Here is a 13,436-nt window from a genome sequence, read left to right as displayed (position 1 = left end):
GTTGGTATATTCCCATTCCGTGCCGTTTTTTACTAAATAGGGTTTGCCGGGGCTCCGAATGAAATCGTCCGCTACACCGCCGTACAATTCCAAACAGGCAGTACGCGAGGCCTTGAGAGACGCAACCAACGACTATCACAAGCGCTTAAATCAACACCGTTTACTGGTCGGGCTAACCCAGCCCGGCTACTCGTTGGATCCATACCGAAAATTACTAACGGCCTACTATCATCTCTATCAAGCTTTGGAAGGCCGATTAATTGCCTTTCAGTCTTCTAAAGACTGTCAATTAGACTATTCTCAACGCGTCAAACTTCCGTGGATTTGCCGCGATCTGGCTTTTTTGGGGGTGGACCCGCTGGCCAGCGGACGTGAAACAACGCCAAGCATGCCTGCACCGTCGGTGACTAGCATCGGCGAATATACGGGGGTTTTATACGTGATAGAGGGTTCGATGCTGGGTGGACAGCTTATTTCGCGTAGCCTGGAGTCATATCATGGTTTGAATGCCGAAGCCGGTGCTTGCTTTTACCGAGGCTATGGTCACGACACCGCGCTTATGTGGCAAGACTTTCTGCGGTTTGCGGAAAACATTGCCGGCGATGCTCACCAGCGTGTGGCTGCCGAGCGCGCGGCATGCCAAACTTTTCAATTTTTTATTAAGGTGCTGGACGACTATGAATATTCCTAAGTTACATGTTCTCCGCCTTGGCTAATGGGTGACGTCGATCAGCAGGTCATGCAACAGGCGCTGGAAAAGTGCGCGTCCGAGCCTATTCACCAGATCGGGCAGATCCAGCCTCATGGCGCCTTGTTGGTACTGAGCGCCGATCATCCTTACACGGTATTGCAGGCAAGCGCCAACTTCAGCGAGTTTTTTGCCGAATTGACCGGCGATGTGTGCGGCAAACCGCTGCAAGCCTTGGTCGGCGATAAAATTGCCGGGCAAATCCAGCAAATGTTCCAAGTGGCGCAGAGTAAAAATACAGCCGCCAGCAAACTCAGCATTCCTCAACGTCAAGCCCCCCTTGATCTACAGGCCCATGTCTACGTCAGTGACGGACAATATGTACTGGAACTTGTGCCTGATCGCGACGCCGACCAAGAAGGGCGATTGTCGGAATTGCTGATGCAGATGCAGGAGTCTCTGCTGCGTTACGATTCGAATAGCGATTTTTCACGTTATTTCGACGATGTCGCCATGTTGGTGCGGCGGATGAGCGGCTACGATAGCGTGATGATCTATCGATTCGATTCCAATTGGAACGGGCAAGTGATCAGCCAGAACAGCGTGGACCATGCGCCGTCCTATCTGGGGCTGCACTTTCCGGCCAGCGATATTCCGGCGCAAGCACGACGGCTTTATACCGCTAATTTGGTGCGTTTGGTTGCCGATATTGATGCCGAGCCCGTCGCCATTTTACCTGCCGTCAATCCCGTTACCGAAAAGTCTTTGGATATGACTTATTCGGCACTGCGCTGTCTGTCGCCGATACATATCCAGTATTTGCGCAACATCGGTGTACAGGGTTCGATGGTGATTTCCTTGCTGCAAAACGGTCGATTATGGGGATTGGTAGCCTGCCATCATTTCACGGCAAAACGCGTGTCGATTGCTCAGCGGGAAGCGCTAACCTTTATAAGCCGCATGGTGTCGTCGAAATTGTCGTCGATTGAGGCGCTGGAGCAATACACCTGCGTCGCCAACGCTAACCATGTGATTGGCGAGTTGCTGAATTATATTTTTATCGATCATGAGCAAGCGGTACTGAAGCGCTTACTGCCGCAATTGATGGCCTTGCTGGACGCTAGCGGGATTGTGGCGATTGTGGAAGGCAAGCGGCATGTTTATGGCGAAACGCTGAAGTCCGCCGACCTAAGGGCGCTATTGCTCTGGCTGTGCAAACAAGCCAGTGGTCAAAGTTTTAGTTCCGATCATCTTGCGAATGATTTTCCGCCGGCCGAAAAATATCAGGCTATAGCCTCCGGAATACTCACCACGCCGCTGTCCGGCGATATGCGCAACTGCATTGTTTGGTTACGGCAGGAAAAACCGCGCACCGTAAAGTGGGCGGGCAGGGCCGAGAAAGGCTTGGTGAGAGATCAGAGCGGGAACTACCAACTTACTCCACGCAAGTCATTTGAAATGTGGACGGAATTGTGGCATGGCCGTAGCGAACCTTGGTCGCATGTGCAAATCGACATCGCCAGGATGTTGGCGATGACCTTGCCGGAGGGCTTGGCGCAGAAGTGTCGATTAGAGCAAGCGCTCAAGCAGCAACAGTTGTTGGACGCGGAGTTGCGGATCGCCGCTACTGCCTTCGAGTCGCAGGAAGGCATAGTGGTGTTGGATGCGAATCGCCTGATTTTGCGCGTAAACCAGGCTTTTACCCGGATTACCGGTTACCTGAGCGAGGAAGTCGTAGGCAAGAATCCGCGAGTACTGGAATTGGATTTGCAAGGCGTAGGCTATTACGCGGAAATGTGGGAAAGGGTTGAGAACTCAGGCGCCTGGGAAGGCGAGATTTGCAGTAAGCGCAAGGACGGCACGGTTTTTCCAATCCATTTGGCCATCAGCACGGTAAAGGACCAGGAGGGGTGCGTCAAAAATTATGTCGCCACGTTTGTGGATATTACTTCGATCAAAGCGGCGGCTGAGGAAATCGAGCGTTTGGCGTTTTATGATCCGTTGACCGGTTTGCCGAATCGCCGACTGTTGCAGGATCGCTTGAAGCGAGCGCTGATAGCCGGTGCGCGCAGCGGACGGGAGGGCGCTATCTTGTTTATTGATCTGGATAATTTCAAAACCCTAAATGACACTCTCGGTCACGACATGGGCGATTTATTGTTGCAATTGGTGGCGCAACGCTTGGTGGCTTGCGTACGCGAAGGTGATACTGTTTCGCGTCTGGGCGGCGACGAATTTGTCGTGATGTTGACTGATTTGAGCAATGACGTGCGTGATGCGGTAGCACAAACCGAATTTGTAGCCACTAAAATTCTTAGCACTTTGACGCAGCCCTATCGGCTTGTCGATCATGAATATCGCAACTCGCCCAGTATCGGCGCAGTGCTATTCAACGACCATGAGTCGGACATTGAAAGCTTACTCAAACAAGCCGATATCGCCATGTATCAGGCAAAAAAAGCCGGACGAAATACCATACGTTTTTTCGATCCGGCGATGCAGGCCAGCATCAATGCACGGGTCAAATTGGAGGCGGATTTACACGGCGCTTTGGCGAATAAGCAATTCCAATTGCACTACCAGCCGCAGGTATCGCATAGTCTGGATATTATCGGTGCGGAAGTCTTGATCCGCTTTCAACACCCGGAGCGCGGCTTGATTTCGCCCGCCGAGTTTATTCCGCTGGCCGAGGATATCGGTCTGATAGTGCCGATAGGGCGGTGGGTATTGGAAACCGTTTGCCGCCAGCTGAAGAGTTGGGAAAGCAGCGCGCGCACCCAGTATTTACAATTGGCCGCTAATGTCAGCGCTCGGCAGTTTAGGCAAACTGATTTCGTCGACGTTGTCCGGCAAATCATTCAGGAGAGCGACATCAATCCTAATCGCTTGAAATTGGAGCTGACTGAAAGTCTGGTACTTGACGATATTGATGAGACTATCCGCAAAATGCATGCGCTACGGGAAATTGGCGTGCGGTTTTCGATGGACGACTTCGGTACCGGGAATTCGTCGCTATCTAATCTCAGGAAGCTGCCTATCGATCAATTGAAGATTGATCAAAGCTTTGTGCGGGATATTTCCGTCGATCCCGACGATACCGTGATAGTGCAAACTATTATCGCCATGGCAAATAATCTGGGCTTGGATGTGATAGCTGAAGGGGTGGAAACCGAGGAGCAACGTTGTTTTTTGGAAAAACACGGCTGTCATACGTTTCAAGGTTATTTCTACAGTAAACCCCTGCCATTAGACGGTTTCGAAGCTTTGCTCAGCTAAAACTTGCTGCATTTGTTTTAGTTATGGGGCGCACCGAATCCTGATGGGCACGGGCGGACGAGGTGTAAGCCGGTCAAAAAATTCCCACGGCAAATACTTATCTGTAAAATCTCTCCTTTTTTGCCAAGTGATCCGGGGAGCAAAAGTCGAATGGGTAGAGCGTATCAAAACCGTAAAGTGTCCATGGCCAAAACGGCTGATGCCAAGGCCAAGGTTTACAGCAAATACGGCCGGGAAATCTATATGGCTGCCAAGTCCGGCGGTATCGACCCATCGGGCAATTTGACCTTGCGGGGGTTGATCGATAGAGCCAAAAAAGACCAGGTGCCTACCCACGTCATCGAAAAAGCCATCGATAAGGCCAAGGGTGGCGGTGGGGAGGATTTCGCGCCTGCCCGTTACGAAGGCTTTGGGCCTGGCGGTTGCATGGTGATAGTCGATTGCTTGACCGACAATCCCAATCGCACCTTCGGTGACGTACGCCTGTGTTTTACCAAAACCAAATGCAAGATTGGTACGCAGGGCGCGGTCAGCCATATGTTCGATCATTCGGCAATCCTGGCGTTTAAACACGGCGACGAAGATGCGGTACTGGAAGCTTTGCTGAGCGCTGACGTGGATGTGTCGGACATCGAAAACGAAGACGGTAAATTGACCGTGTTTACACCTCACGCCGATTACGCCAAAGCCAAGCAGGCCTTGACGGATTTGTTGGGCGAGATCGATTTCGAAGTGGATGAAATTCAGTTTATGCCTAGAAGCGTTACTCCTATTGGCGGCGACGATTTGGCGATGTTCGAAAAGTTTTTGGATATGTTGAACGATCTGGACGACGTGCAAAACGTCTTTCATGATGCCGAGTATTAGGTAATACCGTTCAGCAATTTCGCATATTTTATTCAGGAACCTTAGCGTTCCTGACCCCTTAAAATGCGTTGGCATTACTTATTTTAGCGTGGTAACACCACCATTGTTTCCTTTTGTAAAACAAATAATGCATAATCAAGGCCATTGTTAATAAATTATATCTATCTTATAGTGTAAGCGTGTCTATTACGGAGTAGAAAAAATGAATGACTTACAAAAAGATATTTTGAACGGTTTGGCGTTTATCACCGGTGTGATTGGTTTTATGTCAGGCGAATTTATTATTTCATCGGCATTGTTCGCCTCAACAACGGTTGCCAGCAATATCAACGTAAATCGGAAGAAAAACCGCGATTAAGCAAGCTTGAAATAAGGCGTTTTTTTGTTTTAGTAGGGAAACAACGCATCGGCTGAGGCCGGGTGTTTTCCCGAGCTTGCTGCACCCATTCCGGCTTTATCCTATCTGCGCGATAAATAGATTGCAGTTGATCGACCGGTTTAAAAATCTATCCGCTCCGGTGCCACCCGCAACACTTCTTCCATAGTGGTAATACCGGCGGCAACTTTTTCCGCGCCACTCAGCCTTAATGGGCGCATGCCTTCCCTGATAGCCTGACGTTGCAGCAAAAGCGTGTCGCAGCCTTCCACGATCAGTTTTTGCAGAGCCGGGTTGTTTTCGAAAATTTCGTAAATGCCGATACGGCCGGCAAAGCCGGTATTGCGGCAAATCTTACAGCCGACGGCTTTATAAATATGCTTAGGTGCTGCGACTTTAAACGGCGTGACCAAAGCCTGCCATTGCGCTTCATCTAAGGTTGTCGCCGTTTTGCACTGCCGGCATAACACTCTTATCAAGCGCTGCGCCATCACGCCCAATATGGTTTGCTGGATCAAATAGCCTGGAACGCCAAGATTTAACAAACGGGTCACTGCTGCCGGCGCGCTATTGGTGTGCAGTGTGGAGATCACCAAATGTCCGGTCAGCGAAGCTTGTACAGCCATTTCCGCCGTCTCCAGGTCGCGAATCTCGCCGACCATGATAATGTCCGGATCTTGCCGCAGTAGGGTGCGAATACCGCTGGCGAAGTCCAAACCGATATTGGCCTGGGTCTGCATTTGATTGAAAGCCGGTTCGATTTGTTCGATCGGGTCTTCCACGGTACACAGGTTGATTTCCGATGTTGCCAGCCGTTTTAACGTGGAATACAAGGTGGTGGTTTTGCCGGAACCGGTCGGACCGGTCACCAAAATAATGCCGTGGGTCTGGCCGGTCATCCGGTTCCAGATCGCCAGCTCCTGCTTATTAAAGCCCAGCTGCTCGTAATCGCGCAGCAGCACTTCCGGGTCGAATATTCGCATCACAAGCTTTTCGCCGAACGCAGTCGGCATGGTGGAGAGCCGCAGTTCAATTTCTTTGCTGTTGCTATTTTGGGTTTTGATCCGTCCATCCTGGGGCAGACGCTTCTCGGCGATATTCATCCGGCCCAGAATCTTCAAGCGGCTAAGTACCGCATTCATAATCGGCATTGGCAGTTGATAAACATTATGCAGAATGCCGTCTATCCTAAACCGCACATTGCCTTGCTGGCGGCGCGGCTCGATGTGAATATCGCTGGCGCGCTGGTCGAAGGCATATTGCAGCAACCAGTTGACCAGATTGACCACATGTTGGTTGTTGGCGTCCAAATCGGCGCTTTTACTCAGTTCGACCAACTGTTCGAAGTTTTGGCTTTCCGCGGCGCGGCCATCGTTATGGGTTTGCGCGCCTTTCAGCGATTTGGAAAAGTTATAAAACTCGTCCAGATAGCGCCTGATCTCGTCCGGGTTGGAAAACACGCAGCGAATCTTGCCGTGATGCATCTTCGCCAAGTCGAGTTGCCAGGCGCGGACGAAGGGTTCGGCGGTGGCGACCACGATTTCATCGGCGTCTATCTTGATCGGCAGAATATTGTAATTGCCGGCGTAAGCCTTACTGAACAAGGCAGTGACCGTGGGTACGTCTATTTTTAACGGGTCGAAGTAGTAGTAAGGCATCGCCAGCTTTTTTGCCAGCCATTGCGTCAAGTCTTCCTGGGTCAGTAGGCTACCAAGTTGGCTTTGATCGGCCAGCTCACACTCGGCCAACACCTTTAACGGATGCTTGTTTAGATTGATTTTGGCGACCGCGTACTGCCGGCATTTTTCGACATCCTTGGCGGACAACATGCCGTCCTCTTCCAACCACTTAATGACTTGGTTGATGTCCAGCTTTCTGTCTTCGGATTTGTGTTCTTCCCGCATGCGCCTGGTTTGCTATGATATATGAGTTTAGTCTAGCCAAATATGCCGGACGCTGCGTAGATTTAAAGCTTGGTGGTGGGTGGTGGAATTTCCGTGCAGAGCATGGAACACTGCAAAAAACGCGTAGCGAGACGACGACAAGGGCTATAATAGCGAATCGATTCTTTAATGTGAGGGCGGCTTAAGCCTTAACCCTAAATTTAAAGCTTCCAGAAACAATATACTTTCAGGATTTTTAAGCGATGTTTACCCAATTGCATCCAGGCAAAGACCGGGCACTTTTGATCGAAGTGTGTTTATTGACCAGTGCACTGCTGATGCCCGGATGCGCGAGCACCGAAAAGCGTGACGAGCTTTCGGTTTACGAGGCGGGCCATGCCGATCCTTACGAGGGATTTAACCGGTCAATGTACGGGTTTAATATGACGCTGGACAAATATTTTTTTAAGCCGGTTTCCGATGGTTATAAATTTATTACGCCCGATTTCATGGAAACCGGCGTGAATAATTTTTTCACCAATCTGAAGGGCATTAATGTAGTGCTGAACGATGTACTTCAAGGTAAATTCCAACAGAGCGCGTCGGACGCCGGACGCTTTTTAACCAATACCACCGTCGGTGTGGGGGGATTGTTCGATGTCGCCAGCGAAGTCGGTTTAAAAAACAACGTTGAAGATTTCGGGCAAACCTTGGCCGTGTGGGGAGTCGGGCAGGGCGCGTATTTGGTGTTGCCGGTTTTTGGGCCTACCACTATTCGTGATGGTGGTGCGGGTATCCTCGACAGAGCCGCTAACCCAGGCACCTATGTGCCCGGCACCGGCATTCTCGAGGGGATTAATGATCGCGCAAACGCCGAAGGGGCATTGAACTTTATCAACGAGGCCGCTTTAGACCCTTACGTATTTACCCGGGAATCCTTCCTGCAATACCGGCGTAATTTGGTCAATGACGGTAAAAGCGACAGCGCGAGTTATGATCTGGATATTGATCCCACTGCTGACGTTTCGGCGGAACCGAAACCCAAAACCCCCGAGCTTGCTCAGCCATCGCTAGACACGACCAGTAAGGTTGAAGAAAGTCCGGCAGCATCCGCTCAGCCTGCTGTCGCCGCTACTAGCAACGTCACTGCCTTTGACAACATGTTGCAATCGTTTGAAGAAGCCTCGAACAAACTGGATCAATTAAGCAAACACAGACGCAGAAAGTGAACTGATTGGCAAGCTGCTTCAGCCGAGTTGCCTAACGCATCTTCAAAATCGTCTTTCGGCATACCCTCTACGGCATAAGGGGGAATGCCGAAATTGAGACTTGGATAGCTCGAAGCTTGTAATCCATCGCATCTGGATACCTTTTTCGCTGCGGGTATGACGCACTTTTGGGTTTAGCTGAAGCAGGCTGTTGATCAGGCCCAAGTTTGTCATTGCGTACTCGGATAATTCGGGATGGGCTTGGCAGTCACTTGGTTTGACAGCCGCTTATTTCGCTGAATAAAACGGCGAATGCATACCGATATTGGCATCTTGGGTGACATCGCCGTCAAACAATTTCACCGACAGATTACCGTTAACTTGTTTGGTAAACGGCAGTAACAAACCATCGATATAGTTTTGTGCATTCTCGATCGAATCGAACTCGTAAAAGCCGCCGACGGTTTTATTGTTAACGCCGCTTAACCAGGTTTTCGATTTCAAACCCGGAAATTTCTTCATCTCGACATTGATAGCTTGCCAATCGATTTGCTCGAAAGGGATGGCAACTTGAAATTCCGCATACAAAAATATCTTCATCAGTCAGTCTCTGTAAGTAATTGAGTTATAGCCGGTTGAATGCTCAAAATGGCTCTTTAAAAGGTCTTAAATCCAGTTCATGCGTCCAGGCGCTGGGATGTTGTTGGTGTATCGCCCAATAGGTTTGGGCGATGGCCTCCAGGTTTAACAAGCCATCCGCACCTTTGGCGGCGACGAACCGGGAAAACTGCCGGTGCGCGCGCTCGCCGTTAATCACGCCATCGATGATGGCATGCACCACATGGATACCTCGCGGGCCAAATTCGCGTGCCATGCCTTGTGCCAAGGCCCGCACGGCGGCTTTGGCCGCGGCAAACGCGGTAAACGGCGGTTTGGCCCGTAACGATGCGGTGGCGCCGGTGAAAAACAAGCTGCCCTGTTGTTGCGGCAACATGTGTTTGACGGCCTCGCGGCCGAATAGAAAAGCGCCGAGACTGTTTTGTTGCCACAAGGTGGTGAACATAGCCAGGTCGGTTTCCAGCAGCGGTGCGGCCAAATTACTATCGACATTGTAAACAGCGATATCCAAAATCCTGCCGTCCGCCGTGGCTGCTTCGAACAAGCGTTTTACGTCGCTTTCGCTGGTGGCATCAGCCACCACCGGGATAGCCATGCCACCCGCGTCGGCGATGGCGTCCGCCACCAGGGCTAGTTTCGCCGAACTGCGCCCGGCGATAACCACTTGTAAGCCTTCCATGGCAAAATGCCGGGCCAATGCCGCTCCCAAGCCCTGCAACGGACCAACGCCCAGCACCAGCGCCATTCTGTTCGTCGTCATCAGCTTGCCCGTCCGGCCTCGGTAGCGGCGGGTACTTCCAGCAAGCGCCCGGATTTAACGTCGTAAATAAAGCCGTGGACCGGAATATCCGCCGGTACCAATGGATGAGATTTGATACGTGCCACATCTTCCAAAACACTCTCCGCCTGATCGTTGATGGTTAGCCAGTTGATATATTTGCCTTCGCAGCAACCCGGACCTTCACCGCTATCGTGCCAGCCTGTCGCATCGACACGGGCGGTTTTCAGGCTCTTGCTTAACAAGTCGCCCATGATGTCGTTATTGAAAGTTTCCATGCCGCAATCGGTGTGATGGATCACGAACCATTCGCGGGTGCCCAGCAGTTTGTAGGAAATCACCAACGAACGAATCGCGTCGTCGCTGGCCCGACCACCGGCATTGCGGATTACGTGCGCATCGCCTTCCGACAAACCGGCATATTTAGCCGGGTCCAAGCGGGCGTCCATGCAGGTCAAAATGGCAAAACGGCGTCCCGGCGGCATCGGTAAACCGCCTTTGTCGAAACCGGCGCTGTAGCCTTGATTGGCTTGTAAAACTTCTTTCAGTATCGTGCTCATGTCTGTTCCTGTTAGCCGCGGCCGAAAACCAAGGAAAAGTTATTGGCCGGCATGTCGATGATTTCTTTCAATACCATGCCATGGCTGGCGGCGGCTTTTTTCAGATCGGCGACGTCTTTCAAACCCCATTCCGGCACGTCGTATGACGACAAGGTGCTATGAAATTCTGCATTGGACTCGGTAGTGAAACTGCCTTCCACTTTGAACGGTCCATAAATCAATAAAATGCCATCTTCGTTAAGCAGATGCGACGCGCATTCCATCATGCCGTCGGCAATCGAAATCGGCGCGACCTGGAAAATATTGATACAGAAAATGGCGTCGAAACTGCCTTTGTCGCCGGGATTGAACCAGGTGTCGGGATCAGTCAAATCCAAATGCACCGGGTCGGCGATGTTGTCGTTGCCGTGGTCGCCGGTCAATTTCTTGATGTTATCGAATACTTCCTGGTCCTTGTCGGTCGGGTGAAAGTGTAAGTGATCGAAATGCGGTGCGAAAAAGTTGATATGCATGCCGCTGCCGGTGGCCATTTCCAAAACCCGGCCTTTGTCTTTGGGAAGTTTTTCTTTTAACACGCCCAAGATAGGTTCGCGGTTGCGATTGCCGGCCCAGGCTACATATTCGCTCAGCGGGTGCGGGTTCAATGGCGGTTTGTTGTCACTCATGATGATCTCCTCGAAAGATGTTTTATAGTTTTAGTGTTCAGCCAAGTTCACTGGCTGGCTGTGAAAGCTGCCTATTGGGCTTTCCGTTTGTAGTAGAGCAATCCCTGGGCCAATATTTTTAAAGGCTATAGTCTATAAAAATCATAGGCTTATAAAAACCAAGTGGGTGGTGAACTGAATCTATGTTTCAATATGTGAAATCTAATTTCATTTTTTTCGGGCTTTTATGAGCGGACACGATTTTTCCCAGATTTCGCCGGTATTTTTTCTGCAAACCTTCATTCTGGAACTGATGCACGCCTGCGAGCAGGAGGGCGGTGACTATTGCGAATCGCTGATTGAGCGGATTGCCAAGAGCGCCGGGCTGTACTTCGAGCAGACCTATCGGGATGAATATCAACGCCAAGGTGAATTGGGCAATGAAGAGTATATCGATTTGATTCTGGCCCTGAAAAATCATATCGGCGGTAACTTTTCCTTGGCCTCGGTCGAGGCCGGCACCATTACTGTGGTGAATAGCCGCTGTCCGTTCGGCGATGGTGTGACTAATTTTCCGGAGCTGTGCCGGATGACCTCCAGTGTGTTTGGTGGGATCGCCGCCCGAAACTTTGGCTATGCCAAGGTGGAAATTCGCCAGAGTATCGCCAAGCAAAACGGCGGTTGTGAAGTCTGTATTCACACCCAGCGCGATGCCGCCGTCGATATGCCGGGTTTGGAATATCGACGCGAAGATCAACCTGAAGAAAAACAGGAAATGGCAGCGCTACATTCGCGCATAGAAGAACGGATGCGCAACGTCTGGTGGAGTTTGCCCAAACAACATGCCGCCAAACCGGCCCCGGCCATCATCGCCAAATCGCCGGCGATGCAAAAAGTACTGCAGCAAGTGGAAGTGATCGCCCCAACCAAGGCCACGGTGTTGATTAACGGCGAAACCGGCGTCGGTAAGGAATTGATTGCCCGGGCCATACACGCGATGAGCGACCGTGGTCACAAGCCATTCGTGGCGATCAACTGCGGGGCGATTCCGGAAAGTCTGATAGAAAGCGCGCTATTCGGCCACGAAAAAGGCGCATTCACCGGCGCTATCGAAGTGCATCAAGGCTTTTTCGAACGCGCTGAGGGCGGCACCTTGTTTCTGGATGAAGTGGACGCCTTGTCGCCGGCCGCGCAAACGCGCTTGCTGCGGGTGATTCAGGAGGGTGAGATGGAGCGGGTCGGCGGCAAACACACTTTGCATGTCGATGTGCGTATCGTGTCTGCCAGTAATCGCTCCTTGGAGCAACACGTCGAACAGGGCTCGTTTCGGCAAGATTTGTTTTATCGCCTGAACGTCGTGCGGCTATGGATACCTCCATTGGCGCAGCGTCCGGAAGACCTGCCGCATCTGGTGCAGTTGATTCTGAAACGTCTGAACGAAAAATACGGGAAAAACGTGCAGTCGGTCAATCGCGAGGTGATGGGGCAAATCCGCGCCTACGCCTGGCCCGGTAATGTGCGCGAGTTGGAAAACACTCTGGAGCGCAGTGTATTGTTCTGTAAAGGTAGTGATTTGACCCGTCTGGAACTGGATCAAAAACCGCTTGTTGCTGCTGGCAACGACTGGAACGCCCAAAAACAAAATCTGCTAAGTGATGCCGAACAAGTCTATCTCAAGCAAGCGATGCAAAGCCATCGCGGCGACGTCAAGCAAGTTGCGGCCGCCATGGGGCTGACGTCAAGGGCGGTATACGTCAAACTGAAAAAGTACGGGATTAACGCCGGCCAATTCAGATAGGTAAATCTTGCGTGGCGCCGACTCATATAGGTGTAGAGCAATCAATCGGTATCAGCCGAAAAATGCATCCCATCTAACGTAATTCTGAATATGTGGCGAAAACTGTCGAACTGGACAAGCTTGATTTTTGGCAATAAGCTGCCGATTTTTTTTAATACTCTGGAGCGAATCATGGATACCACTTGCTATCGCGGCATGCCGAAATTCATCGGTGCATTTATCGATGCCTTATATCAAAATCCAACGCTAATGTTTGTTGCCATGGCTGGTGTAACGGCGTTGGCAGGGCTTTGGTGGTACAAAGCCAATAACAAAACCCAATAGGCAGCGTCGGTTGAACGGTGGCCTTGATTGTATTCTCTGCATTGAAGGCATAGTTTGATGTTTTAATGAAAATCTCTGGATTTGCTTGCCAAATCGCCGATCCAACTGCTCCAGTCCTCCAGTTTTCCGGCCACCAGATGCAGTACACCGTCTTCTTGTTGGATGGTGCCGGTTACCGATAACAAGCGAGCTTTCAGCAAGGGTTTCCGCTGAGCCAGCGCGGTGGCCGGCCAGACCACCAGGTTGACTTGGCCTGTTTCATCTTCCAGCGTCACAAAAGTCACGCCGGATGCGGTCATCGGTCGCTGTCGGCAGATTACCAGACCGGCGACTTGGGCGATGCTGCCGTTGCGTCTTTGCCATAAGGAGGCGGCGGTGGTGACGCCGCGGCGGCGCAGGCGTTCGCGCAGCAGGCC

The 13,436-nt window shown here is 51.3% G+C and carries 13 protein-coding genes; 7 read left to right on the top strand and 6 right to left on the bottom strand.

The window, feature by feature from the left end; genetic code table 11:
* Nucleotides 1–58: 58 nt before the first annotated feature.
* From NP589_RS03095 to NP589_RS03080, 4 genes are all read left to right on the top strand, one after another.
* Nucleotides 59–691 (top strand): biliverdin-producing heme oxygenase, encoded by a 633-nt coding sequence (locus NP589_RS03095; RefSeq protein WP_256605642.1) that lies wholly within the window; start codon nt 59–61, stop codon nt 689–691.
* Nucleotides 692–715: 24 nt separating this feature from the next.
* Nucleotides 716–3,964 carry a bifunctional diguanylate cyclase/phosphodiesterase gene (locus NP589_RS03090; RefSeq protein ID WP_256605641.1) on the top strand — a complete coding sequence of 1,083 codons (3,249 nt, stop codon included), beginning with the start codon at nt 716–718 and terminating at the stop codon, nt 3,962–3,964.
* Nucleotides 3,965–4,114: 150 nt separating this feature from the next.
* A complete protein-coding gene (locus NP589_RS03085) occupies nt 4,115–4,831 on the top strand; it encodes a YebC/PmpR family DNA-binding transcriptional regulator (protein WP_256605640.1) in 717 nt (238 codons plus the stop codon).
* A gap of 202 nt (nt 4,832–5,033) precedes the next feature.
* A complete protein-coding gene (locus NP589_RS03080; protein ID WP_197491495.1) occupies nt 5,034–5,189 on the top strand; it encodes a hypothetical protein in 156 nt (51 codons plus the stop codon).
* A 140-nt stretch (nt 5,190–5,329) separates the two neighbouring features.
* Here the strand turns inward: NP589_RS03080 and tfpB are convergent, their stop codons facing one another.
* Nucleotides 5,330–7,111, bottom strand: coding sequence for a type IV pilus assembly ATPase TfpB (gene tfpB, locus NP589_RS03075; RefSeq protein WP_256605639.1), 1,782 nt, complete (start codon nt 7,109–7,111; stop codon nt 5,330–5,332).
* 242 nt (nt 7,112–7,353) lie between these two features.
* Here tfpB and NP589_RS03070 point away from each other — a divergent pair, with 242 nt between their 5' ends.
* Nucleotides 7,354–8,319, top strand: a complete 966-nt coding sequence (locus tag NP589_RS03070; RefSeq protein WP_256605638.1) for an MlaA family lipoprotein — start codon at nt 7,354–7,356, stop codon at nt 8,317–8,319.
* Nucleotides 8,320–8,586: 267 nt separating this feature from the next.
* Here the strand turns inward: NP589_RS03070 and NP589_RS03065 are convergent, their stop codons facing one another.
* The 4 genes from NP589_RS03065 to NP589_RS03050 are packed head-to-tail and all read right to left on the bottom strand — an operon-like array spanning nt 8,587 to nt 10,919.
* Nucleotides 8,587–8,898 carry a YdhR family protein gene (locus tag NP589_RS03065; RefSeq protein WP_256605637.1) on the bottom strand — a complete coding sequence of 104 codons (312 nt, stop codon included), beginning with the start codon at nt 8,896–8,898 and terminating at the stop codon, nt 8,587–8,589.
* 43 nt (nt 8,899–8,941) lie between these two features.
* Nucleotides 8,942–9,676 (bottom strand): SDR family NAD(P)-dependent oxidoreductase, encoded by a 735-nt coding sequence (locus NP589_RS03060; RefSeq protein ID WP_256605636.1) that lies wholly within the window; start codon nt 9,674–9,676, stop codon nt 8,942–8,944.
* Nucleotides 9,676–10,254, bottom strand: coding sequence for a beta-class carbonic anhydrase (locus tag NP589_RS03055; protein WP_256605635.1), 579 nt, complete (start codon nt 10,252–10,254; stop codon nt 9,676–9,678). Before NP589_RS03055 ends, NP589_RS03060 begins: the two co-directional genes overlap by 1 nt.
* Nucleotides 10,255–10,265: 11 nt before the next feature.
* Nucleotides 10,266–10,919 (bottom strand): DUF938 domain-containing protein, encoded by a 654-nt coding sequence (locus NP589_RS03050; RefSeq protein ID WP_256605634.1) that lies wholly within the window; start codon nt 10,917–10,919, stop codon nt 10,266–10,268.
* Nucleotides 10,920–11,145: 226 nt separating this feature from the next.
* On the opposite strand from NP589_RS03050, the gene NP589_RS03045 reads away from it, so the two are divergent.
* On the top strand, nt 11,146–12,696 hold the full coding sequence (locus NP589_RS03045; protein WP_256605633.1) for a sigma 54-interacting transcriptional regulator: 1,551 nt from the start codon (nt 11,146–11,148) through the stop codon (nt 12,694–12,696).
* A 171-nt stretch (nt 12,697–12,867) separates the two neighbouring features.
* A complete protein-coding gene (locus NP589_RS03040) occupies nt 12,868–13,020 on the top strand; it encodes a hypothetical protein (protein ID WP_157204842.1) in 153 nt (50 codons plus the stop codon).
* A gap of 62 nt (nt 13,021–13,082) precedes the next feature.
* On the opposite strand, the gene NP589_RS03035 is transcribed toward NP589_RS03040, so the two are convergent.
* Nucleotides 13,083–13,436, bottom strand: a 354-nt coding sequence (locus tag NP589_RS03035; protein WP_256605632.1) for an OB-fold nucleic acid binding domain-containing protein, incomplete at its 5' end; no start/stop codon positions are given.

The organism is Methylomonas rosea (assembly GCF_024505055.1).
GTDB classification, from domain to species: Bacteria; Pseudomonadota; Gammaproteobacteria; order Methylococcales; family Methylomonadaceae; genus Methylomonas; species Methylomonas rosea.
Note: the sequence above shows the minus strand (reverse complement) of the source record. Positions and strands in the feature narration are given on the sequence as shown.